This is a genomic window from Bacillus cereus (genome assembly GCF_002577405.1).
Lineage (GTDB): Bacteria > Bacillota > Bacilli > Bacillales > Bacillaceae_G > Bacillus_A > Bacillus_A cereus_AU.
Genome location: NZ_NULR01000013.1, coordinates 379,602 through 403,741 on the forward strand (window position 1 = coordinate 379,602; position 24,140 = coordinate 403,741).

Genomic DNA, 24,140 nt, shown 5'->3' on the forward strand with positions numbered 1-24,140 from the left:
TTATAAAGTCAATGATGGAAATTGTAAAAAAATATTTCAGTAAGAATCTCCTCTGTTAATAGATGAAAAATGGTTTTTTCTTTATATTGTCGAATAGGATAAAAGGAAGAGAAATATTAAATAGTGTTTGTAACAAGCGTTATAATTTTTGGAGTTTATCGTGCAGAGAGGAAGAATAGGTTTGTATGGATGGTACATCTGAAATGAGGTGAATTATATTATGAAAATATGGAAGCGAATTTCGGATCAAGAAAGGTGTTTGATACCGCTACAACCAGTATTGTGGATTGATGGTTCAAAAAAGGCAAAAGAACTTCCTAATGTAGCCGTTACATTACAAATCCGTAGTATGTATAAAGAAAAATTTTCATATGAACTGATCTATGATGTAAACGACATACTTATTATTCAAATTGAAGTTGAAAATAAAGGAATTGAAATGATTTCGCGAGTTGTTGTAAGTCATATGATTCGAGATTATTTTGCATATATTCCAAATTCCTTAAAGGTTGATAAGGGGATAAGTGAGTTTCTATTCCAGCTCGTAAGGTGGCGAATCGATAATTTATTACCAAATGAGAAAGTGGAACTAATTTGTAAAATAAAAGCAAATAAAGATAAAGCTCTCAAAAACGCATTATTTCAGGCTACATACACATATCAATATGAAGGGGTATCATATGGCCCACTACAAACAAATGAAGTGGTTGTGCGCCAATGACGAAAAGGAACCTGTGCGAAAGGTTCCTTTTTAATGAAGGTTGTGTTTTTTGAGTATTTTTTTCTGCTCGATTCCTTTTTTTCCTACATAGTTATTTTTATAGCCAAAATATAGAATAAATAGAAATGAAGCAACATTTACAATAGCGTCAATTTGGTCGTTTGTAATAAAGTTTATTCCGAAAGAGTTAAATAGTAATTTTAATGCTAACAGAAAGCCTGCTAGTAAACGCATAATATCTGATAGGTTTTCTTTTTGTAGCATATAAGTCACTCCTTTCTAAAAACGATATATAGTATAAATATGAAATAGAATAAAAAAGGTATACAAGCTTAAGCGGAAATGTACATTGAATATGTACATTTTTTATTTTGTAGAAAAACATTATTGTAATAGAAACATATATTAGTATAGAAAGGAGGAGAAGTATGAAACATAAAGGGAAAATTAGTGGATTATTACTTGGGAATACAGTGGCAGTTACAGAATGGATTGCACTTCAGGATGTAATTACAAAATTGGATTCGCGATCATTTTATACCGTCTTTATTATTTATATATTGCAAATGATACTAAGCTATTATTTTGGACATTGGTATGATAAAAGAGCGAGTGGGAATATGAATACGGAAGTAGGAGGAATGGCAAGTAACGATTTTGTTGTTGATTTTTTTGGGAAGGTAGCAGCTTTATCTGAACGAGATTCTCATAATATTACAGTATATATTCTTTCCGTCAAAGGATGGGATGAATTAAAAGATACAGTACAGGAAAAAAAGTTGGAAGTATTAGTACAAAAATTGGAGCGTACCATTGTAAAAACAATTCGAAAAGGTGATGTCGTTACGAAGTGGGATGAAAATAAGTATGTGATTGTAGCGATTGATAATGGTCATGAAAAATCAACAATAACAAACCGATTAATGAAAAATATTGCAAATGAAATAGAAAATGATTTATTAAGTGTGACTCTATTATTTGGAGCGGCTAGTTATCCAGTAGAAGGAAAAGCTTTTGAAGAATTGTTAAGAAAGGCACAAAATCAATTGTACCATTATAGAAATTCACAAGGAAATGAGTGAAACTTTGATTTAAAGAAGTATGATATAAAGAAGTTTTTATTGTAACATTTTTTTGACTTTTATTACAAAAAAAGTTCCTTTTGTAATAAAAGTCTTTAAAAATATATGAAATAAGCATATAATTATAATGGATGTGTCAATGCATTTTGCACAATGTGTTTCATTTTAAAAGTGTAGAGGAAAGCATGCTCTACACTTTTCCTTTTTAGGAAATGAAAAGAATATTTGTAAGTTGTTGCAAGGTAGCATTTATACTGTGTAAAATGAACAAAGGGATTATTTGATAGAAAACGGGGAAAGGGAATGATAGACGTGAGAGACCAACGATCATCTTTTATCAGGTGAATTATTACTGTTGTTCTTCAAATTATTATGGCTCGGGTGAATTCCGTTGTATTTTAATTTAATACATAGTGTGATTAGCTTTTATAAGTATCAAGTAAAATTTTAAAGTATGAAACTGCTAGATAGCTCAAAGAGAATGACGTAAAACGTAATTTTAAGTAATAAATTTGTACAAGCATTATAAATAATACCAATGATCTTCGTAAAAAAAGATGCGAGTGTGAAGTGTATAGAAAGATTACATAATTTTCATAGGTTTTTTATACGATGATTGTTTATAAGTAGGAGGAAAAGATGTTGAAATATAGTAAATTAGCAATTGTAACTGCATTATCAATGACTTTACTAGCTGGTTGTTTCGGACCGAAACCAGAAGAGGAATTATATGTTGCGTTTGAAAATGCTGCAAAGCAAGAAAAAACAATGTTTGAAGATGCAAAAAAACTTGAAACTTTAGAGAAAGAAGGACAAGAATTATATAACCAGATTGTTCAGGAAGGAAAAGATAATAACCAGGCTGTTAAAGAAAAGCTGAATCAAGCAGTGAAAAATACAGCTGAAAGAGAAAAAGTGCTTGCAAAAGAAAAAGAAGTTTTAAATAAAGCGCAAGAAGAAGTGAAATCAGCTGATAAGTATGTGAAGAAAATTGAAGATAAGAAATTGAAAGATCAAGCAGATAAAGTTAAAAGTACGTATGAGAAACGACACGATTCATTTAACAAGATGTATGACAGCTATAATAAATCTTTAAAACAAGAAAAAGATTTATATACAATGTTACAAGATAAAGATGCAAAATTAAAAGATATTAGTGAAAAAGTAAAAGTAGTAAATCAATCTTATAAGGATATTGAATCAGAAAAAGATAAATTTAATGAATTCACAAAATCTTATAATACAGAAAAAGTAGCTTTTTATAAACAAGCAAATATTAAAATTAAAGAAGAGAAAAAATAAAACAGTTTGGCNNGCCAAACTGTTTTATTTTTTTGTATAGGTACGGCTATACCATGGAACAGGTTCACTTAATTTTTTTTCTTGTTTCAGTGCTTCAGGACCAATATAATCTTGAAGTGTTTTTTTTGCTACTGTTAAAGATAAGGTTGTTTTCGGGTTTCGATAGGAGGATTCAAGGTGACCAAGATGTGGTAGAGTTCGAAAATCTTCTTTCGTAGGAGGGATATGGAAAAAATAATCGCCTAAACGTATAAGAACATCAGATTGTTGTTGGCTAAAACGTGGATTTCTTGAAAAATGTAATCCTTCTTTAATTGCTTTTTTTTCAACAATTAAACGTTCTAAAGCCGTCTTTTTTAACCAGTATAAATACTTAGGATTAGTTGCAGCTTTAGCATGACGATTCACAACGAAAACAGATTGAGCTAGTCGATTAATAGAATGTTGGTTTTGTAATTGAGATTGTGGTTGTGAAGGTTTCATAATGAATCTCCTTTCAATTTTTCATTATTATACCATAAATAAAATAGGTTTTTATTATATGCAAAAAGTGATTGTATATATTTTCAATATTAAAGCAATATTGTTACAAAAAACAACTATTTTGTATAATAGTAATAGAATGTGTTTTAGAAATTTGATAATGAAAGAGTGAGAAGTTTGAAAGAAATATTAAAACAACAATATGCCATTATAGATATTGGATCTAATACAATGCGTTTAGTTATTTATGAAAAGCAAAATGGAGGGTTCTATAAAGAGATTGAAAATACGAAAGTGGTTGCTCGGTTAAGGAATTACTTAATTGATGGTGTGCTCATTGAAGAAGGAAAAGAAGTATTGTTACAAACATTAGTTCAATTTCAAGAAAGTACACGATTCCATCAGCTGCATCATGTACTTTGTGTTGCAACAGCAACAATTAGACAGTCTGAGAATCAAGAAGAAATTAAAAAGCTTGTTGAAGGACAAACAGACTTTACTCTTAGAGTATTATCAGAATATGAGGAAGCGCGTTACGGCTATTTGGCAGTAATGAATTCTACTTCGTTTTCAGAAGGAATAACAGTAGATATTGGTGGCGGAAGTACGGAAGTTACATATTTTAAAAATAGAGAGATTTTAGAGTACCATAGTTTTCCTTTTGGTGCGCTTTCTTTAAAACAACAATTTATTAAAGGTGCTATTCCTACTAAAGATGAATTAGAGGGACTTCAAGAGTATTTAGAGTGTCAATTTCGAACGTTACCATGGTTGATTGATAAGAAATTGCCTCTTATCGCAATTGGTGGTAGTGCGAGGAACTTAGCGAAAATTCACCAAAATTTAATAAGCTATCCTATAGCAGGAATACATTTATACAAAATGAAAGAAGAAGATATTGAAAATGTGAAAAATGAATTGGAAAAACTATCATTTATCGAACTTCAGAAAATGGAAGGATTGGCAAAAGATCGAGCTGATACAATTGTTCCAGCGGTTGAAGTATTTCATAAGCTTGTGAATATTATAGAAGCAACGGCATTTGTATTAAGCAGAAAAGGATTAAGAGAAGGTGTTTTCTATGAAGAATTGACGAAAGATTTAGGGATTTCGTATTATCCGAATGTAGTTGAAGAAAGCTTGCATTTATTATCACACGAATACGAAATGGATATGGAATTTGTCATTCAACTTATTAAACATGGAAGATTGATTTGTCAACAGCTTGAAGAAATAGGACTTATTTCTGTTTCAATAAAAGACTGGGAAGCATTCCATCAAGCAGCGAAAGTATTTAATATCGGAAAATATATAGAAGAAGAAGCGAGTCGTTTACACACGTTTTATTTATTGGCGAATAAAACAATTGACGGCATGATGCATAAAGATCGAGTGAGGTTAGCGCTTATTGCATCTTATAAATCAAAAATGCTATTTAAACAACATTTATCTCCATTTGAAGATTGGTTTGATAAAAGCGAACAAAAGAAAATCCGCCTATTAGGAGCCGTGTTACAGTTTTCAGCTGCTTTAAATGTAAGACAAAGATCGCTTGTTGATACGATATCTATAACAGAAAGTGAAGACGGATTAACATTTAGAGTTTTATGTAAACAGTCTGCATTAGCAGAAAAAGTGCAAGCCGAAAAACAAAAAAAACAGCTAGAAAGAGTATTAAAAACGAATATTAATATATCATTTGAATTAAAACATTAAGTTGTACGGATGTCTTTACGAAAAATTTACACTTTGTAATATTGTAATTTGATAAAATAAAAGTAACTAAATTATAGTAAAAAAGTTTCAAGGGAAGTGTGAAGAGAATGGAATTATCGAAGGGGAATATAGTAAATTTAAATGATACAGCTTATTACAACAATCGAGAGTTAAGTTGGCTAGCCTTTAATGAACGTGTACTACAAGAAGCACAAGATGAGAATAACCCGCTTTTGGAAAGATTAAAGTTTATTAGTATTTTTAGTTCAAATCTAGATGAATTCTTTATGGTACGCGTAGCAGGATTGAAAGATCAAGTGAGTGCTGGCTTTAACCAACCAGAAAATAAAGCTGGCTTAACACCAAAAAAGCAATTAAATAAGATTGCGATAAAGGCCCATGAATTAATGACTGTACAATATAACACGTTTAAAAATTATGTGTTGCCAGCGCTTGAGTTAGAGGGGATTGAGCGTTTAACATTCCATGATTTGACGAAAGAGCAGAGAGAATTTATAGAAGAGTATTTTGACGAGCAAATTTTTCCAGTTTTAACTCCTGTAGCTATCGATGCGTATCGTCCATTTCCAATGTTATTAAATAAAAGCTTGAATTTAGCTACTATATTATACGATGAGAAGCAAGCTGAGGAAGAAAACCGTACGAAGTTAGGGATTGTACAAGTACCTTCATTGCTTGAGCGTTTCATATTTTTGCCGAGTGAAGGACAAAAGCATAAATTTATTTTATTAGAAGATATAATTAGTGGCTTTACCCATAAATTATTCACAGGATATAAAGTATCATCTGTTACGCGTTTCCGTATTACACGCAATGCAGATTTAACAATTCACGAAGAAGGTGCGCGCGATTTATTAAAAGTAATTGAAAAAGAATTGAAAAAGCGTAAGTGGGGAGCGGCCGTTCGTTTAGAAATTGGTAAAGAACACATTGACGAAAGAGTACTGGCGTTATTGTATGAGGTGTTGGAAGTAAAAGATGAAGATGTATACATGATGGATGGACCGTTAGATTTAACATGTCTATTCTCTTTATATAAAAAATTAGCACCTTTATATGAGCATCTTGTGTATCCGGCTCTTATTCCTCAACCTCCTCAAGATTTAGATGATGAGGAAGATGTATTTGAAAAAGCACTAGAACATGATATTTTATTACACCATCCCTTTGAGTCATTTCAGCCAGTTGTTGATTTTGTCCGTGATGCGGCAGACGACGAGGATGTACTTGCAATCAAACAAACATTATACCGAGTGAGTGGCGATTCCCCGATTATTCAGGCGTTAAAAGTAGCGGCTGAAAAAGGAAAACAAGTGACGGTATTAGTTGAATTAAAGGCAAGGTTTGACGAGGAGAATAATGTTCATTGGGCTAAAGAACTAGAACAGGCCGGATGCCACGTTATTTATGGAGTAAGTCACCTGAAAACACATAGTAAAATTACGCTAGTTGTAAGAAGAAAAAACGGAAAAATTGAAAGGTTCGTACATCTCGGGACCGGAAATTATAATGATGCAACAGCGAAGTTATATACTGATTTTGGATATATTACATCAAGAAAAGACTTTGGGGTCGATGCAACAAATTTCTTTAATTATTTGAGTGGTTATACAACAAAACCACATTTTCATCATTTATCGGTTGCTCCATTTGATATAAGAGAGCAATTTATGGACTTAATCGATGAAGAAATCCGTTATCATAGACAATATGGGAATGGATATATTATTGCTAAGATGAATTCATTAACAGATAAACCATTAATAAAAAAAATGTATGAAGCATCTCAAGCTGGAGTAAAGATAGAGCTCATCGTTCGAGGAACATGTTGTTTACGGCCTGGTATTCCAAATGTAAGTGAAAATATTCGAGTAGTCAGTGTTGTTGGAAGATATTTAGAGCATAGCCGAATTTATTATTTCCATCACAATGGCGATGAGAAAATATATTTATCTTCAGCTGATTTGATGACGCGAAATATGGAAAAGAGAGTGGAAATATCTTTTCCAATTTTAGATATTGAAATGAAAGCAAGAATAAATGCAATTTTACAACTGATTTTAGCTGATAATGTGAAAACGCGCGAACAAAATAAAGACGGTGACTACTATTATATTATTAATGGTATTACAGAAGAAATTGATAGCCAAGTGAAGTTGTTTAAGATGGCGTATCAAAATACAGACACTGAATAATGAGAACAAAGTAAAAAACCTCTTTTAAAAGAGGTTTTTTACTTTGTTCTCTACTTATTATACGTTCTCAAAATGGAAGAATGAGTAGAGAGAATAGTTTTTATTGTAAGCATGTTAATGGGTTGGTCAAGAGAGAATAATATTGGTAGAATTGTTGATTAATAATAGTATGGTTGTTGACAAGGTCCACCATAACAAGGATAAGGTGCTGGCGGTGGGAAAGGTGGCGGATAAGGCGGATAAAACGGTCTAGGACCGAAAGCTAATGCTCCACCGAGCAATCCACCAGCAATGCCAGCTAGAAATGGAACGCCAAAAAATGGAAAGAATCGCGAGTCGCCTACTGGGCCAATAGGTGCTGAACGAACTGGGATTGGTTGATAATATGGATACATGAACAAACCTCCTTTATTGGACTCACTTTTATCATATGGTAAACGAAACATGGATGAGCGCGTACAAGAAAGGATATGTAAGAAAATAGGCGAATTGCTACGAATGTTGTAGTGTAAAGATCGTAATTTCGGGTTTTGACATAAATCGAAACGGAACGCGTGTTCTCCCTAAACCTCGATTAACGTAGAGAGTTAAATCTTGGATTGTATAGAAGCCCTCGATGTAGTGTTCTGCAAGCGACGGGGTAATAATAGCGCCTAAAAAAGGAATTTGTACTTGTCCGCCGTGGCTATGACCGGAAAGTTGCAAGTTGATTGGATATGTTGCGATTTGTGGCGCGATATCTGGCTCGTGAACAAGAACAATGTTATAAATATTTTTCTGTGCATGCTGCAATGTTTTCTCTATTTTTGGTTTGCCTAGTAGTATATCATCAAGCCCGAAAATAGAAATTTCATTACTATCCAGTAAACGAATTCGTTTTTCTTTATTTTGTAATAGTTCAAATCCAGATTCACGCATGATGTGATCATAGTATTCAGTTCCATACCCGCCGTGATCGTGGTTACCATAAATAGCAAATTTGCCGAAGGGAGCTTTTATATTTTTTAAAATAGCTGCAACGAAAGGAGTGTCAGTATACGTTTGGTAATTATCAATGAGATCACCAGTAAAAAGGACAATATCTGGTTTTTCAGTATTAATCTTAGAAACGATTTGAGATAAATGCTGGAGTGAAAAATAGTATCCGAGATGTAAATCGCTAAACTGAAGAATTTTCATGCCATGAAAACTTTTTGGTATGAGCTGTGATTTTAGTGTGTGTTGTGTAAAAGAGAGCCAATGGGGCTCTATATATTTAGCATAATAGTAGCCAATGCTAGCGCTTATAAATGAATATAGACAAGTACGCATTCCAGTTTTTAAAAAATTCCTTCTAGTAATTTGCTTCATAAAAATATGAGTATACCCTATTCGACGTATATAAAATGTATATGTTACGTATTCAGGTTACTCAACTCTCCTTTCAGTTTTATTTAAAATATATTTTAAGTAATAAAAAGTAGTATAGGTTACGAAAAAAAATGAACGGAAAGAAACCTCTTTACGTTAAAATATCAGAAAAATTCAAAAATATAAAGATTTCTATTAAATAAAATGATAAAATGAATGTGTATTCATTTTTAGGAGGGGATGTATGTGAAAGAAAAGGTAGTTATCATAACAGGTGGATCGAGTGGAATGGGAAAAGGAATGGCAACTCGTTTTGCAAAAGAAGGGGCACGAGTTGTTATTACAGGGCGTACAAAGGAAAAATTAGAGGAAACAAAGCAAGAAATTGAACAGTTTCCTGGGCAAGTATTACCTGTTCAAATGGATGTGAGAAATATTGATGACATTCAGAAAATGATTGAACATATTGATGAGAAGTTTGGTCGAATTGATATTTTAATAAATAATGCAGCTGGAAATTTTATTTGTCCAGCAGAAGATTTATCTGTGAATGGCTGGAATTCGGTCATTAATATCGTGTTAAATGGTACATTTTATTGTAGTCAATCTGTCGGAAAATATTGGATTGAGAAAGGCATAAAAGGAAATATCATTAACATGGTAGCGACATATGCATGGGATGCAGGTCCAGGAGTTATTCATTCGGCTGCAGCGAAGGCAGGCGTATTAGCAATGACGAAAACACTTGCGGTTGAGTGGGGACGTAAATATGGAATACGAGTTAATGCCATCGCACCAGGACCAATTGAACGCACGGGCGGTGCTGATAAATTGTGGATTTCAGAAGAAATGGCTAAGCGTACACTACAAAGTGTTCCACTTGGAAGACTGGGTACGCCAGAAGAAATCGCGGGTCTAGCTTATTATTTATGTTCAGATGATGCTGCGTACATAAATGGAACTTGTATGACAATGGATGGAGGACAACATTTGCATCAATATCCATTTTAAAAGGGCTTAGAAAATGAATGTTTAATTCATTTTTTTATGGTAAAATGTGACGGATTTGTGACATATGAAAGAAAAGTGTTTACAAGAGGTCATATATACGTTATATTTAAGACCTCTTTTTTCTTCATAGTAGAATTGCTAATTCCCCTTAGCATTTTACCCCTCTAATCCCTTCAGGAAAACTGAAGGGATTTTTTATTATTTTTCCGTAAATATCGTGTTATAATTTTTGAAAAGTAAAGGGAGGGAAGCACATTGATAGATGCATTAGATGTAATGAGTAACTTGGATAAAGTCCTTCCTTATTATCAAGCAATTTTTAGTGCTGATGAGCATACAGTAATTGGATATGAAGTAGTAGGGCGTATTCAAACAGAAGAGGGTATACAAAGTTTAGCTTCGTTCTTTCATGATGATTCTATTCCAAGTGAGTTTCAACTGGAAGCGGATAACATTATAGTAGAAAAAGCTTTAAATCGTTATTTAGAAAGCAATCAAAAATTATTATTATTTATACATCGGAATGCTAACGTATTAATGAATGATGAGGATGAAAGTTTACTTCAACTTTTATTGATGTATGAAAAACAAGGTTTAAATTTGAAAAACATTGTTCTTGAAATTACAGAACATGAGTGCAAAGAAGATATAGAACAATTTAATCATTTGCTTATGTATTATCGTACATATGGTATTCAAATTTCGATTAATAAAGTCGGAACGGGTACAAGTAATTTAGAGCGTATTAGCGTATTAGCGCCAGATATATTAAAAGTAGATTTAACAAATTTAAGGCAAACCGCACTTTTACAATCTTATCAAGATATATTATATTCTTTATCATTACTCGCAAGAAGAATTGGCGCAACATTGTTATATGAAGAAATAGATGCTTTCTACCAATTGCAATATGCTTGGAAAAATGGTGGGAGATTTTATCAAGGTAATTATTTAAAAGAGTGTTTACCTGATTTTATTGAAACGAATGTTTTAAAAGAACGACTTGGTAATGAGTGTCATCAATTTATTCTGCATGAGAAGAAGAAATTGCAAAAAATTTATAATTTAACAGAGATGTTACGTGATCGAATTGGTGATGTTCTATCAAAACAAAAAAAGAATGAAGATATAAATGATTGGTTATTACAATTTAGCCAAAGTGTATCACAGTGTAGTTTTCGTATATTTATTTGTAATGAAGATGGTTTCCAACAATCAGGCAATGTTATGAAAAAAGATGGGAAATGGATTGTGATGCCGGAGTATTATATGAAGAACTGGAGTTGGCGTCCGTATTTTTTAGAGAATATTATGAAAATGCGTTTTGAGAATAAGGCGAGGCTTTCAGATTTATATGCCGATATTGAAACCGGTGAAATGGTCCGAACATTTTCTTTCCCAATTGACGATGAAAACTTTTTATTTATAGATTTATCTTATGAATATTTATATGAAGAAGATGTTTTATTTTAATGCACGAAGAGATTCGTGCATTTTTTTGTTTGTTTTTATCATAAATTGGTAATAGTGAAAATGGTGATGAAAATGCTGTCTATCGTTGTAAAGATTTTACGAACGAAACAATCCCTTTCTTTGCATAATCATTGTTACAATGAATACTACAAAGACAAGTTCTTTTAAAAGGAAGGTGAAAAAATGAGGAAATATGGAATATGGTTTGTTCTATTTGTATGTGTTGCCTTTCTAGTTGGTTATAGTGTGACAACTGTTTTAGGAAAAGAGGAAGTGAAAATTGATCGGAAAGAAGTGTTTACAACGATACAAAAAGGTTATGAAACCCAATTTTCAATTCGTGGGAAGCAGTTGCCAGTAAACAAGATGATAGAGACGTTATCACCGTATTTTACAGATAATTTCCTTCAAGTATTTACAGATGAAAATAGTAGAAGCGATAAACAAAGTGGTGAATATTTACTTCCAGCAAAAGAAGCGCCGTTTTCTTTTAATTCAGAAACAAAAATGTCGTATGATGAAGAGCATAAAAATTTATACGTATATGAGCGGGCGAAAAGTGGGCAATATCAAATAGTGACATTGCAAAGGGATCAAGGGAAATGGAAATTAGCAGGATATCATGAGAGTCAGGAACTTTTAACTGAAATAAAAAGGTTACAACAATTGTAAGAATAGGAATAGGTATTTACCTATTCCTATTCTATATTGAGTAGCTGTTGTAATTTTTCGATTTGAAAACCTGCAACAACTTCCCCGTCAATTACAACTGTTGGAGTTGAATAGGAGTCATAGTCGTATAAAAGACGGTCGCGAGCAGCGGAGTCTTTTTTTACGTCAAATTCTTCATATGCAACGTTATTGTGCTTTAAAAATTCTTTCACAATAACACATGGCGGACAATCAGGTTGTGTGTAAACCTCAATTTTTTTCATTGTAATTCCTCCTTTTTTTCTGTTTTTTATTATATTCTTCCAGTATGAAAATCGCAATAAAGAAGGGAAAATATGTTCTTTCTGTTTTTTCCTTCGTATTTCGACAAATTTTTAGTTGAGTTTCTGGCCAATAACCTTTATCCTAGACTGTGGAACATTTTTTCTGTTATGACGGATAGAATGAGTATAGCTGTAAAACCTATTGGTAGGAAGATCAGAGAAAGGAGAGATTTCATGTCTCTACTCCAAGGAATTTTAACTCGACTTGTTAGTCTACAAGAACAAGCTGAAAGCGGTGAAGTAGCACAACGCTATTTTGAAGTGAACGGTGAGCGCAAATGTAGCGTGAAATTTTTCGATAAAAGTGAAATGTATGAGTTAGAAGTGTATCAACAAGGTGAAAAACCTCAAGTGTATCAATTCGATAATATCGACATGGTTGCAATTGAGATTTACGATATCATTTCTTGATACATATAAAAAAGGTACTGCCATATGGCGGTACCTTTTTTAGTTCTATTACTTTCCGGCATATATGTATAGGAATTTTTTATTTTTCCTACAATGGTAATAAAGTGAAATTTTAATCGGTGGGGAGTGTGTATTATCCACTGATTATTGGCTTACACCAATCAGGAGTCTTACTGCCCACAAATAGCGTGATAAAAATAACTAGGAGGTGTGTTATGTGGAACGTTTACCAGTTGTGATTTGTCCTAATTGCGATGATTCAGCTGAGATTATTCATGTATTAACGGCTCAATCTAATCAAAATGTAATTTATACATGTCAAGTATGCCACTTTGTCATTCGGAATATTGAAACAAATAAAGGATAGGGAGTTATAATTTTTGTTTTTGTCCCATACAATGAGAATACGAAAAGTCTGTCTAATTGAAAGGACGTGACTATGTGGACGGTGAACATACATTTTATAATGTTTCAGAGAGACATTTGAATTTTGATATGGTCTTTAACCGTATTTGTAGCTTCATTGAAAGGGATCCACGAAATTTATATCGATTATCCATTGGGACAGACTCACAAGCACATCAAAAGGATACGAGGTTTATTACGGCAATTCATATTCATCGCGTTGGGAAAGGAGCCTGGGGCTGCTTACACCATAAATCAGTAAAGGATAAACCAGCAACTTTACGTGAGAAAATATATTTAGAAACGCAGTTTAGTCAAGAAATCGCATGTCTGTTTACTCCTAATCACATACAAACAATATGGGATTTATTGCACCCACATGCTCAAGATGGGGCGGGATTTATAATGGAAATTCATTTAGACATCGGGAATGATGGTTTAACAAAAGAATTTATTTTAGATATGACAGCGAAAATTCAAGCGATGGGATTAACTGCAAAGATTAAGCCGGATGCTTATGCGGCGTTTAGTTATGCAAATCGATATACGAAATAATTTTTATGTATTTTATTAGAAACTGAATATTACATCTATTAAATAGGTTGAAAATTTTATATAATGAGAATAACGATGCGAGTATAAGGAGAGGGGCATATGCAAAAGGAGTTTGTTTTAACGAAAGAAGAAGAAAGTTTGTTGCTAGATATTTTATTTCAGCAAAATTATGCGAGTGAAATTTTAGCTGTGGAACTTACAGATATTGAGAATGGTTTGAAAAAGACAGATGCGACGCAATATAAAAAAATCACAAGGTTATTTTACAGATTAAAAAACAAAGGGTATTAAGTGCTACCGGAATGGTAGTCTTTTTTTTGTGTTGTATGCTAAAATAGCTGTGTAATTGTATTTTTGGTGAAAAAAAGTTAGGACAAAATAATAATATGAAAACGCTGTCATAAAATATGGATAGAGTCGGTGAATATAAGCAGGAAAAAGGGAGAATGGGGGATGTAATATGATAAGTATTCCGAAAGATGAGTTTCAACAAATTCTTGTGAAGGATTTAATGATTTCATCAGAAAAAGTAGCACATGTCCAAATCGGGAATGGTTTAGAGCATGCTTTACTCGTTCTTGTGAAATCTGGATATTCGGCAATACCTGTTTTAGACCCAATGTATAAATTGCATGGGTTGATTAGTACTGCTATGATTTTAGACGGTATGTTAGGGTTAGAGCGCATTGAGTTTGAAAGACTTGATGATATGAAAGTAGAACAAGTGATGAAGGAAGATATTCCGGTTCTTAAGTTAGAAGATTCATTTGCAAAAGCTTTAGAAATGACAATTGATCACCCCTTTATTTGCGCTGTCAATGAAGATGGCTATTTTGAGGGGATCTTAACGCGCCGAGCTATTTTAAAATTGTTGAATAAAAAAGTAAGACAACATAATCGATAATATGAAAAAAGTGACTTCATAGAAACGGAGAAGTCACTTTTTTTCGTGCATATCAGTTGTGTATGTATTATATTTAAAAAGATAAAAAGCATAAGAAAAGTTTGAACAAAAAATCGTATTTTCTCTATAAAAGCATTTAATTAAATTAGGAATGAAAAGCTTATTGAAATAAGGTGTATGGAAGCTAAGGAAAGAGGGAGAAAGTTGCAAATTGATGATTTTCAAATGATGGTTGTGTTAGCTCAGGAATCAAATATGAGAAAAGCGGCGGAACGTTTATTTGTTTCCCAACCTGCGCTTAGTCAACGATTACAATCTATGGAGAAACAATGGGGAATGAAGTTTTTTATTCGCTCACAAAAAGGATTGACAATTACACCTGAAGGGGAAAAAGTCGCAAATTATGCAAAGGAAATGTTGCAAAGGGAAGAGGATATTAAAAGTGAGCTAGCTGTTTTTAGAACAGAAACTCACGGAACGCTAAAAATAGCCGTTGCATCGGTTATTGGCCAATATTGGCTCCCACCTGTTTTGAAAAAATTTGTGCATAAATATCCTTCTGTGAAGATATCGCTGTTTACGGGCTGGAGTAGTGAAGTGCAAAAGCAATTTTATGAAGGAGACGTTCATGTTGCTATATTAAGGGGATCACAGGAATATAAAGGACAAAAGACACAATTATTTGAAGATGAATTATATTTAGTTGATAAAGAAATAAAAGATATTTCGATGTTAAAAGAAACAAATAGACCATTTATTCAATTTAAAAGTGATTCGACTTATTATGGACAAATACAAAATTGGTGGTATGGTTTATTTTCTAATCCACCTAAGCGTACCATTGTAGTTGACCAAATTGAGACATGCAAACAACTCGTTTTAAATGGTATAGGTTATGCTCTATTACCTTCTACTGTCTTAAAAGAAGTACAGGAAAATATGTATAAAACACCTGTTCAATTAACGAGAGAAACATGGTTGTTGACGAGTGAATCAGCAAGACAATTGAAGCAAGTACAAGCATTTTTAGAAATTATAGAAGAAATTCAAATGGAAAAATAGGATTATTATCTTGCTACTCGCTCTTTCGTTTGGTAGAGTAACATTATAAATGGATTTAGGAGGCAACAAGAATGAAAATGATGGACGCTAACGAAATTATTTCGTTTATTCAAAAAAGTGAAAAGAAAACTCCTGTAAAGGTATACATAAAAGGGGATTTAAAAGAAGTAACATTCCCTGAAACAGTACAAGCATTTGTAAATAAAAAGTCGGGTGTATTATTCGGAGAATGGTCTGAAATTAAGACAATTCTTGATGAGAATAACAAGTACATCGTTGACTACGTTGTAGAAAACGATCGTCGTAATTCTGCAATTCCAATGCTTGATTTAAAAGGTATTAAAGCTCGCATTGAGCCAGGCGCGATTATTCGTGACCACGTTGAAATCGGTGACAACGCTGTTATTATGATGAATGCAACAATTAACATTGGTGCTGTAATTGGTGAAGGTTCTATGATCGACATGAACGCAGTACTTGGTGGACGTGCAACTGTCGGTAAAAACTGTCACGTAGGTGCAGGCGCTGTACTTGCAGGTGTTATCGAGCCACCTTCTGCAAAACCAGTTATCGTTGAAGATGATGTTGTAATCGGTGCAAACGTAGTTGTATTAGAGGGAGTTACAGTAGGTAAGGGTGCAGTTGTAGCAGCAGGAGCTGTTGTAACAGAAGATGTGCCTCCATATACAGTTGTTGCAGGTACTCCAGCACGTGTAATTAAAGAAATTGATGAGAAGACAAAAGCAAAAACTGAAATTAAACAAGAGCTTCGTCAATTAAACCCAGAGAAATAAAAAACCAAAAAGCGTAAGAGCATAAACAGGCTCTTACGCTTTTTATAGATAGAGGTGCAAAAATGACATTGAGCAAATTCGTCCAAATTCGTAGAGAGTTACATAAAATACCGGAAATTGGATTTAAAGAGTGGAAAACACAACAGTATATTTTAGATTATATAAGAACGCTTTCGAATGAATATGTGGAAGTGAAAGTATGGAAAACGGGTGTCATTGTTAAAGTGAATGGAAAAAATCCGGAAAAAATTATAGGTTATCGTGCAGATATAGACGGTTTACCAATTACAGAGGAAACTGGATATGAATTTGCATCTATCCATGAGGGAATGATGCATGCATGTGGACATGATCTACATACAACAATCGGTTTAGGCCTTCTAACAGCGGCTGTGACGGAAAGAATAGATGATGACCTTGTATTTCTGTTCCAACCAGCAGAAGAGGGGCCAGGAGGAGCTCTTCCTATGTTAAAAAGTGAAGAGTTAAAAGAATGGAAACCGAATATAATTCTTGGTCTTCATATTGCACCTGAATACGCTGTAGGAACAATTGCAACAAAAGAAGGGCTGTTATTTGCGAATACATCAGAGTTATATGTTGATTTAAAAGGAAAAGGTGGACACGCAGCCTACCCGCATACTGCAAATGATATGATTGTTGCAGCGAGTCACCTTGTTACACAACTTCAATCTGTTATTAGTCGTAATGTGAATCCTCTTGATAGTGCAGTAATTACAATTGGAAAAATTACAGGTGGTACAGTTCAAAATATTATAGCAGAAAAATCTCGCCTAGAAGGAACGATTCGAACATTATCAGTTGAATCAATGAAGCGTGTTAAAAGTAGAATTGAGGCAATTGTTGCAGGTATCGAAGCTTCTTTCCAGTGTGAAGCGGTTATTGATTATGGAGCAATGTATCATCAAGTATATAACCATGAAGAGTTAACGAAAGAGTTTATGCAATTTGTAAGTGAACAGACTGATATGAATGTCATTACATGTACTGAGGCAATGACAGGTGAAGATTTTGGTTATATGCTTCAAGAGATTCCTGGATTTATGTTTTGGCTCGGGGTAAATTCAGAATATGGTTTACATCACGCGAAATTAAAACCAGATGAAGAAGCAATTGAAAAAGCGATTGTATGTATAGACCAATATGTAAAGTGGAAAGGAAATAGAAATTAAAATTTTTACTTTCTTAACGGTTACAAATTCGCTGTTTGTACTGAGTTGCAAGTAACATTTGTAAATACTGGTTGGGCATTTGTATACAAGTGAAGGAATATGAATCCTTACTTTAATAGTTCAAGTAGTTGTCTTAATAATGAGCAGAGGTTTTTTAGCCGCTGCTCATTATTAATTGTCGGTCATTAGGGAGAACTAATGTATATATGTTTACTTTTCATGTGGGAAGTGTGTAAAATCAATGTGAAACATAGAAAAAAGGGTGGGGAATTACGTGCAAATTAGCAGTGCAATGTTGTGTTTTGTTTTATATGCGTATGTTATTATTGCGGCGGTTTATTTTGGGATAAGTTTTTATGCCTACCGTTTAGTAGATAATAATGAATATGACGAAACATATAAATGGGTGAAGAGATATTTATCACCTGTACTAGAAATTATGAATGGATTTGTACTCTTTTTATTTATTGGATTAATTGCTTTCTCAACGAGTTTAGTAGGGAATAAAACTACGTTATTTGTACTAGGTATCATTATTTTTATGTTGTTAGGAATACGGATTGGTAATACGGTGTTTTGGAATGAAAGAAAAATAGATGGTTGGACGGGGATGTTAATCCCGTGCATGCTAGCTGCAATCGTGACAAATATAGAACATGAGTATTATCAATTGCATTTTTGGCTTATTATTGTTTTAACAATTTTTTCTGTTTTGTATATAAGTACGGTAGTACTAACATACATTGCACATGAAAAAGGAGATGTTAAAGGTACTCGCTTCTTTAGAGGACGGGCATTATTTTGGAGTGTGCCAACGATGGCCGTTATAGGAATTATTGCGATATTAGTAAATGGATATCAATTTTCTGATTGGCAGCTGTTTTTAGAAAATTGGTGGATTTTTATCTTTTCATTTGTCGCGTTTTTAGGCGCAACACATTATTTATTCCATCAACATCATTACATATGGGCGCTGTTATTTGCATTCATACAGCTTCTATTCGCTTTTTTCGGTCAAGAAACATTATTATTCGTTTTTGAAACATTTAGTTCATTTGGAAATATATTTGTATTTGGCATGTTGCTTGTTGGTATCGCCTTTTATTTACAACAATACTTTTATATGCAAAAACAAAAATAGGAGCTAACTATAGGTTTTTGTGACGCATATAAAGTATGTTACAATGAAAATACATAGTACTTGAAGTTATTGGAGGAATTCCTGTGAGTGAGAAAGAAAAAGAATTTGCTGTCATTGGGCTTGGCCGTTTTGGTGGAAGTATTTGCCGAGAGCTAGCTCAATTAGGTATGGAAGTAATGGCAATTGATTCAGATGAGGATAAGATCAATGAGTTTGCAAATATAGCTTCGCATGCTGTAATTGCAGATTCAACAGATGAGATGGTATTAAAAAGTCTCGGTATTCGTAATTTTGATCATGTAGTTGTTGCTATTGGAGACAATTTAAATTCAAGTATTTTAACAACATTAATTTTGAAAGAGTTAGGTGTAAAAAATATTACTGTAAAAGCGCAAAATGATTACCATGAAAAAGTGTTAAGTAAAATAGGTGCAGATCATATTGTGCATCCAGAACGTGATATGGGAAAAAGGATTGCTAATAATATTGCATCAAGTAACGTGTTAGATTACCTTGAGCTTTCAGATGAGCATAGTATTGTAGAGATTATTGCAAATAAAAAAATTGATGGTCATTCTTTAATCGAATTAGATATTCGTGCGAAGTTTGGATTGAATATTGTAGCAATTAAACGTGGTAAAGAAGTTATCGTATCTCCTCGAGCTACGGAAAATATTCAAGCAGGAGATATATTAATTGTAATTGGTCATGACGATGAAGTAGATCGTTTTAAACATTTTTTAAGATAAGTAAAAAGGACAACACCTTCATGGTGTTGTCCTTTTTTTTATATTTCCATAATGATTGGTAAAATCATTGGACGACGTTTCGTTTTCTCGTATAAGAATGGTGCCAATGTGTCTGTAATTTCATTTTTAATTTCAGACCATTGTGTTGTTTTACGTTCCATTACTTTTTCTAAATGAGTTGTAATTAATGTTTGAGCATCGTTGATTAAATCACTACTTTCACGCATATAAACGAAACCACGTGAGATGATATCAGGTCCTGCTGCAACTTTAAACTCTTTCATATCAATGCTTACAACTACAATAACAAGTCCTTCTTCAGAAAGGATACGACGATCGCGTAATACGATATTACCGATATCTCCAATACCGTTTCCGTCGATATAGACAGATCCAGATGGTATTTTACCAGCTACGCTTGCTTCATCTGAACGCAAGGCAAGAACATCTCCATTATCCATGATGAAACAGTTTTCTTCTGGAATACCGCAATCATTCGCTAATTTCATATGCATACGTTGCATACGATATTCACCATGAATTGGCATGAAATATTTCGGTTTAATTAGACGTAGCATTAGTTTTTGCTCTTCTTGTCCGCCATGTCCACTCGTATGAATGTTTGACAGCTTACCATGGATTACATTAGCACCAGCACGATACAACATGTTAATTGTACGACTTACACTAATTGTATTACCAGGGATTGGTGAAGAAGAGAAAACAACTGTGTCGCCAGGGATAATTTGAATTTGACGATGAGTACCATTCGCAATGCGGGAAAGTGCCGCCATTGGTTCACCTTGACTACCAGTACATAAAATAACCACTTTATTAGCTGGTAGGCGGTTTAGTTGAGATGCATCTATGAATGTATCCTTCGGACAGCGAATATAACCGAGGTTTTGTCCAATCTCAATAGCTGCTTCCATACTTCGACCAAATACAGCCACTTTACGATTGTTTTCAACAGCTGCTTCAATAACTTGTTGTAGACGATGGATATTTGATGCAAAGGTTGCGAAGATGATACGACCTTCTACTTTGCGGAAAATATCTTGAATACTATCACCAACGCGGCGCTCAGACATTGTAAAGTTTGGAACTTCACTGTTTGTGCTGTCAGATAAGAGACAAAGTACACCGTCTTTTCCGATTTCAGCCATTTTTGTTAAGTCTGCAGGTTCACCGACTGGGGTAAAATCAAATTTGAAATCACCAGTATGAACAACTTGTCCTTGAGGTGTTTTCACAACAACTCCGTATGAATCTGGGATACTGTGAGTTGTACGGAAGAAGGAAACAGATGTCTTTTTAAATTTGATAACATCATCTTCTTGAATTTCATAAAGTTTCGCTTTACGAAGTAATCCGTGCTCTTCTAATTTGTTTTTAATTAGGGCAATTGCTAATTTACCGCCGTAAATTGGAATGTTCACTTGACGTAATAGGTAAGGAATTCCACCGATATGATCTTCGTGACCATGTGTAATGAATAAACCTTTAATTTTATCTTCGTTTCGCACAAAATAAGTGTAATCTGGTATTACATAATCGATTCCGAGGAGTTCGTCTTCTGGGAATTTAATTCCAGCGTCAATTATAATAATTTCATCTTGAAATTGAACAGCGTATGTATTTTTGCCGATTTCACCAAGTCCACCTAAAGCAAAAACAGCAGCCTGATCATTTTTTAGGAATTTCATATGATTATACGTTCGCCGCTAATGTTAAATCAGCGTTTTGTTTTTCATATTCAAGATGGGCACCAGTAACAGACTGAACGAACTCGATATTATATGCGAACTTTTGTAATCTTTTACGAACATCCTTTTCAGACGTAGCCTCTAAATATAAAACTTTTGTATTTTCACGTACTGGAACCTCAGTCATTTTTTCTTGATAAAATACTTTAAAAATCATTTGGAAAACCTCTCCTTGTCTATGTTTTGCATTATCTGTTACTTATTATAAAGCAAACAGTCACGATTTTCATGTTTTTTCGAATGAGAATGAAGAAAAAGCCCGAAATGGGCACAATTTAAGCGATTGTCTTTTTACGGACTAGATCGTTTAAATAACGCTTGAGCTTTTTCTTCAGCTTCTTCAGCATGATTACTCCTTCCTTTCCTTATTTTAAACATGCATATTACTAGTGAAAACTCCGTCTCTGATATAAGAAAGAGAACAAAGGTGAATCTTGGTCCTTTCTCATGCAGGGAAAGTTATTCTATAGTAACGATTAGTAGCCGTTAGTTATAGGTTTAGTATGAGAAAGAATGGAAAAGAAAATTCATACGAACAAGGATCCACATTTTTTACTAATATATATATGCAGGTTTCATAAATAAGGTCAGAAAGTGAACGCTTTCTTCACAGATGTTTAATATGTTATACTTTTTTTTAGAATTTGAAAAGCGATAATCAAAATAGGAATATAGAGTGCCAGAAAGGGTTTTGATTAATGAATGATAAAATTGTCTTTTTTGATATTGATGGAACATTATTAGATCATGATAAAAAAATTCCGCAATCTACACGAGATGCAGTAAGACACTTACAAGAAAAAGGTGTGCATGTAGCCATTGCGACAGGGCGTGCACCATTTATGTTTGAAGATATTCGTAAGGAACTCAATATACATAATTATGTTAGTTTTAATGGTCAGTATGTTGTATTTGAAGATGAGGTAATATTTAATAACCCGTTACATTCAGCAACGCTACATAAGTTTACTCAGTTTGCAAAACAAGAAGGGTATCCACTTGTATATCTTGATCATCAAGATATGAGAGCATCATTGGAATATCATGATTATGTGAAAGAAGGCTTCGGAAGCTTAAACTTTGAGCATCCAGCATATGAACCTGATTTTTATGAGAAACGTAATATTTATCAAACACTTCTTTTCTGCGAAGTAAATGAAGAGGAAAAGTTTATTAATCAGTACCCAGATTTTCATTTTATTCGTTGGCATGCTTATTCAATGGATATTATTCCAAATGGTGGTTCTAAGGCGAAAGGGATTGAGAAATTCATTGAGAAATTAGGATTTAACCGTGAACAAGTGTATGCATTTGGGGATGGTTTAAATGATTTGGAAATGATTGAAGCAGTTGGGACAGGTATTGTGATGGGTAATGGTCATGAAGATTTGAAAAAACTTGCGAATCATGTGACAAAGGATGTTAGTGAAGATGGTATATACCATGGATTAAAATGGGCTGGATTGTTATAAGTGGATATGGAACCCATTTTATATAAAAAAGGCGGAAGATTAACTTCCGCCTTTTTTGGTGTGGGCTAATAATCAGAGTGGATAGTCCACACTGATTAAAGTTTCACTTTATTATTATCGCTCCAGAGGTTTCGAATCATCAGGAGCGGCAAATGGATTCTCTTTATTAATATGGTCGTAGAACATAACACCATTTAAATGGTCGATTTCATGCTGGAATACGATTGCTGGTAAACCTTTTAAACGTAATTTTACTTCTTCTCCGTTAATAGATGTTGCTTTCACTGTAATTCTTGTGTAACGAGGGACATAACCCGGTACTTCACGGTCTACAGATAGACAGCCTTCACCACTTTGTAAATATGTACGTTCAACAGAATGACTAATGATTTTTGGGTTAAATAATGCATGGCTATATAACGTACCGTTCGTATCAGTTACATGAACCGCAATCATTTTCTTTGAAATACCGATTTGCGGAGCCGCTAATCCGATTCCAGGGCGTAAACTATATTTTTCAGCCATTGCAGGATCTTGGCTATTTATTACAAATTCAATCATTTCTTTAAGGGTATTTGTATCTTCTTCACTCGCCGGTATGGATACCTCTTCTGCAACGTTTCGCAAAATAGGATCTCCTTCGCGAATGACATCATTCATTGTAAGCATATGTAATCTCTCCTTTCTTCTTTAGTCTACCAAAGGAGATGGAAAAAGTCATCGACAAGTAAGGGGGACGACTATGGAAATCGTTCTAATATAGATTAGTTATGTATGTGAGAAAAAGAAAAGACGGCAAAGCCGTCTGTTTCTTTCCATAGTTGTTTCATTTTACATTAGCGAATGCAAGCAGCACCAACGATAATTAAAAGAATAAACAACACAACGATTAAGGCAAAGCCGCGTCCAGACCCGCCACAAGAACCGCCATAACCGTAGGAAGGATATGAACAAGTTGGATAGCAATATGAGTATCCGTACATGAGATGACCTCCTTTATCATTTCCCGCTAATACTGCGGTTACTATAATGTATGGAGGGAAGAGTAGAAATGTATAGGTATTTACCTATAAAAGGAAGAAGAGTTTGTATATTTTTGTGGAGAAGAGAGAAAAACTAAAGAGAATTAAATTGTTTACATATTATTCTAAGAGAAAAAACAAGTTAAAAAGGGAATAATATAACAGCAGGTTAATGCTTACTAATACAGATGTGAAAAATAAAAACACGTTTGTGGAGAAGAAACCTGCAGATTATTTATAAAAAAACGTATTCAAAGTAATTGACATCGCAATTAGAATAGTTGTAAACTAAAAAACGTGATCAAGATTGTATTAAT

The 24,140-nt window shown here is 33.5% G+C and carries 28 protein-coding genes; 19 read left to right on the top strand and 9 right to left on the bottom strand.

The features are described from left to right. Nucleotides 1-220: 220 nt before the first annotated feature. Entirely contained in the window at nucleotides 221-721 is a 501-nt protein-coding gene (locus COC96_RS17925; protein WP_098267936.1) for a hypothetical protein, read from the top strand. 30 nt (nucleotides 722-751) lie between these two features. Here COC96_RS17925 and COC96_RS17930 read toward each other — a convergent pair whose 3' ends face one another. Continuing rightward, nucleotides 752-985, bottom strand: coding sequence for an SPP1 phage holin family protein (locus COC96_RS17930; RefSeq protein WP_097904494.1), 234 nt, complete (start codon nucleotides 983-985; stop codon nucleotides 752-754). A gap of 164 nt (nucleotides 986-1,149) precedes the next feature. Between COC96_RS17930 and COC96_RS17935 the strand changes: the two genes are divergently transcribed. Together COC96_RS17935 and COC96_RS17940 are read left to right on the top strand one after the other, a co-directional pair. Continuing rightward, nucleotides 1,150-1,803 carry a diguanylate cyclase domain-containing protein gene (locus tag COC96_RS17935; protein WP_098267935.1) on the top strand — a complete coding sequence of 218 codons (654 nt, stop codon included), beginning with the start codon at nucleotides 1,150-1,152 and terminating at the stop codon, nucleotides 1,801-1,803. 639 nt (nucleotides 1,804-2,442) lie between these two features. Beyond that, entirely contained in the window at nucleotides 2,443-3,105 is a 663-nt protein-coding gene (locus COC96_RS17940) for a YkyA family protein (protein WP_097904493.1), read from the top strand. Nucleotides 3,106-3,129: 24 nt separating this feature from the next. Here COC96_RS17940 and COC96_RS17945 read toward each other — a convergent pair whose 3' ends face one another. Then, complete coding sequence (locus COC96_RS17945; RefSeq protein ID WP_097904492.1) at nucleotides 3,130-3,588, bottom strand: YkyB family protein; 459 nt, start codon at nucleotides 3,586-3,588, stop codon at nucleotides 3,130-3,132. Between the two features lie 177 nt (nucleotides 3,589-3,765). Here COC96_RS17945 and COC96_RS17950 point away from each other — a divergent pair, with 177 nt between their 5' ends. Together COC96_RS17950 and COC96_RS17955 are read left to right on the top strand one after the other, a co-directional pair. Further along, a complete protein-coding gene (locus COC96_RS17950) occupies nucleotides 3,766-5,304 on the top strand; it encodes a Ppx/GppA family phosphatase (RefSeq protein WP_098769120.1) in 1,539 nt (512 codons plus the stop codon). A gap of 107 nt (nucleotides 5,305-5,411) precedes the next feature. Beyond that, the gene (locus COC96_RS17955) at nucleotides 5,412-7,520 is read left to right on the top strand and encodes a polyphosphate kinase (protein WP_098267933.1); all 2,109 of its coding nucleotides are present in this window, start codon (nucleotides 5,412-5,414) and stop codon (nucleotides 7,518-7,520) included. 158 nt (nucleotides 7,521-7,678) lie between these two features. Here COC96_RS17955 and COC96_RS17960 read toward each other — a convergent pair whose 3' ends face one another. Together COC96_RS17960 and COC96_RS17965 are read right to left on the bottom strand one after the other, a co-directional pair. Next, complete coding sequence (locus COC96_RS17960; protein ID WP_000283738.1) at nucleotides 7,679-7,915, bottom strand: hypothetical protein; 237 nt, start codon at nucleotides 7,913-7,915, stop codon at nucleotides 7,679-7,681. A 97-nt stretch (nucleotides 7,916-8,012) separates the two neighbouring features. Continuing rightward, a complete protein-coding gene (locus COC96_RS17965) occupies nucleotides 8,013-8,870 on the bottom strand; it encodes a metallophosphoesterase (RefSeq protein WP_098769121.1) in 858 nt (285 codons plus the stop codon). Between the two features lie 246 nt (nucleotides 8,871-9,116). Between COC96_RS17965 and fadH the strand changes: the two genes are divergently transcribed. From fadH to COC96_RS17980, 3 genes are all read left to right on the top strand, one after another. Then, entirely contained in the window at nucleotides 9,117-9,881 is a 765-nt protein-coding gene (gene fadH / locus COC96_RS17970) for a 2,4-dienoyl-CoA reductase (protein ID WP_098769122.1), read from the top strand. Nucleotides 9,882-10,136: 255 nt separating this feature from the next. Continuing rightward, a complete protein-coding gene (locus COC96_RS17975; protein ID WP_098267930.1) occupies nucleotides 10,137-11,354 on the top strand; it encodes an EAL domain-containing protein in 1,218 nt (405 codons plus the stop codon). Nucleotides 11,355-11,537: 183 nt separating this feature from the next. Then, on the top strand, nucleotides 11,538-12,026 hold the full coding sequence (locus COC96_RS17980; RefSeq protein WP_098267929.1) for a DUF3993 domain-containing protein: 489 nt from the start codon (nucleotides 11,538-11,540) through the stop codon (nucleotides 12,024-12,026). A 26-nt stretch (nucleotides 12,027-12,052) separates the two neighbouring features. On the opposite strand, the gene COC96_RS17985 is transcribed toward COC96_RS17980, so the two are convergent. Beyond that, nucleotides 12,053-12,289 carry a glutaredoxin family protein gene (locus COC96_RS17985; RefSeq protein WP_098267928.1) on the bottom strand — a complete coding sequence of 79 codons (237 nt, stop codon included), beginning with the start codon at nucleotides 12,287-12,289 and terminating at the stop codon, nucleotides 12,053-12,055. 234 nt (nucleotides 12,290-12,523) lie between these two features. Here COC96_RS17985 and COC96_RS17990 point away from each other — a divergent pair, with 234 nt between their 5' ends. The 10 genes from COC96_RS17990 to COC96_RS18035 all read left to right on the top strand — a co-directional run bounded on the left by COC96_RS17990 (nucleotide 12,524) and on the right by COC96_RS18035 (nucleotide 19,563). After that, nucleotides 12,524-12,760 (top strand): YkuJ family protein, encoded by a 237-nt coding sequence (locus COC96_RS17990; protein WP_000055151.1) that lies wholly within the window; start codon nucleotides 12,524-12,526, stop codon nucleotides 12,758-12,760. 217 nt (nucleotides 12,761-12,977) lie between these two features. Next, nucleotides 12,978-13,127 carry a hypothetical protein gene (locus COC96_RS27610; protein WP_098769123.1) on the top strand — a complete coding sequence of 50 codons (150 nt, stop codon included), beginning with the start codon at nucleotides 12,978-12,980 and terminating at the stop codon, nucleotides 13,125-13,127. Between the two features lie 74 nt (nucleotides 13,128-13,201). After that, entirely contained in the window at nucleotides 13,202-13,720 is a 519-nt protein-coding gene (locus tag COC96_RS18000; protein WP_000348523.1) for a ribonuclease H-like YkuK family protein, read from the top strand. Nucleotides 13,721-13,819: 99 nt separating this feature from the next. Further along, a complete protein-coding gene (gene abbA, locus COC96_RS18005; protein ID WP_097904483.1) occupies nucleotides 13,820-14,011 on the top strand; it encodes an antirepressor AbbA in 192 nt (63 codons plus the stop codon). A 169-nt stretch (nucleotides 14,012-14,180) separates the two neighbouring features. Next, nucleotides 14,181-14,624, top strand: a complete 444-nt coding sequence (gene cbpB, locus COC96_RS18010) for a cyclic-di-AMP-binding protein CbpB (protein WP_000623574.1) — start codon at nucleotides 14,181-14,183, stop codon at nucleotides 14,622-14,624. Between the two features lie 177 nt (nucleotides 14,625-14,801). Continuing rightward, nucleotides 14,802-15,686 (top strand): LysR family transcriptional regulator, encoded by an 885-nt coding sequence (locus COC96_RS18015; protein WP_002019148.1) that lies wholly within the window; start codon nucleotides 14,802-14,804, stop codon nucleotides 15,684-15,686. Between the two features lie 71 nt (nucleotides 15,687-15,757). After that, a complete protein-coding gene (dapD, locus tag COC96_RS18020) occupies nucleotides 15,758-16,480 on the top strand; it encodes a 2,3,4,5-tetrahydropyridine-2,6-dicarboxylate N-acetyltransferase (RefSeq protein WP_000783243.1) in 723 nt (240 codons plus the stop codon). A gap of 62 nt (nucleotides 16,481-16,542) precedes the next feature. Then, complete coding sequence (locus COC96_RS18025; protein WP_098267926.1) at nucleotides 16,543-17,673, top strand: N-acetyldiaminopimelate deacetylase; 1,131 nt, start codon at nucleotides 16,543-16,545, stop codon at nucleotides 17,671-17,673. Nucleotides 17,674-17,947: 274 nt separating this feature from the next. Further along, complete coding sequence (locus COC96_RS18030) at nucleotides 17,948-18,814, top strand: cytochrome C oxidase assembly protein (protein WP_098267925.1); 867 nt, start codon at nucleotides 17,948-17,950, stop codon at nucleotides 18,812-18,814. An 83-nt stretch (nucleotides 18,815-18,897) separates the two neighbouring features. Next, nucleotides 18,898-19,563, top strand: coding sequence for a potassium channel family protein (locus COC96_RS18035; RefSeq protein WP_001290442.1), 666 nt, complete (start codon nucleotides 18,898-18,900; stop codon nucleotides 19,561-19,563). A gap of 38 nt (nucleotides 19,564-19,601) precedes the next feature. Here the strand turns inward: COC96_RS18035 and rnjA are convergent, their stop codons facing one another. Beyond that, on the bottom strand, nucleotides 19,602-21,269 hold the full coding sequence (gene rnjA / locus COC96_RS18040) for a ribonuclease J1 (RefSeq protein ID WP_097904479.1): 1,668 nt from the start codon (nucleotides 21,267-21,269) through the stop codon (nucleotides 19,602-19,604). Nucleotides 21,270-21,273: 4 nt separating this feature from the next. Next, entirely contained in the window at nucleotides 21,274-21,486 is a 213-nt protein-coding gene (locus COC96_RS18045) for a DNA-dependent RNA polymerase subunit epsilon (RefSeq protein ID WP_097904478.1), read from the bottom strand. A gap of 541 nt (nucleotides 21,487-22,027) precedes the next feature. Between COC96_RS18045 and COC96_RS18055 the strand changes: the two genes are divergently transcribed. Then, nucleotides 22,028-22,801: a Cof-type HAD-IIB family hydrolase gene (locus COC96_RS18055; RefSeq protein ID WP_098769124.1), complete on the top strand. Its 774-nt coding sequence runs from the start codon at nucleotides 22,028-22,030 to the stop codon at nucleotides 22,799-22,801. 114 nt (nucleotides 22,802-22,915) lie between these two features. On the opposite strand, the gene def is transcribed toward COC96_RS18055, so the two are convergent. Together def and COC96_RS18065 are read right to left on the bottom strand one after the other, a co-directional pair. Continuing rightward, nucleotides 22,916-23,470: a peptide deformylase gene (gene def / locus COC96_RS18060; protein ID WP_098267923.1), complete on the bottom strand. Its 555-nt coding sequence runs from the start codon at nucleotides 23,468-23,470 to the stop codon at nucleotides 22,916-22,918. Between the two features lie 167 nt (nucleotides 23,471-23,637). Beyond that, on the bottom strand, nucleotides 23,638-23,784 hold the full coding sequence (locus tag COC96_RS18065; RefSeq protein WP_000274562.1) for a YjcZ family sporulation protein: 147 nt from the start codon (nucleotides 23,782-23,784) through the stop codon (nucleotides 23,638-23,640). Nucleotides 23,785-24,140: the final 356 nt, after the last annotated feature.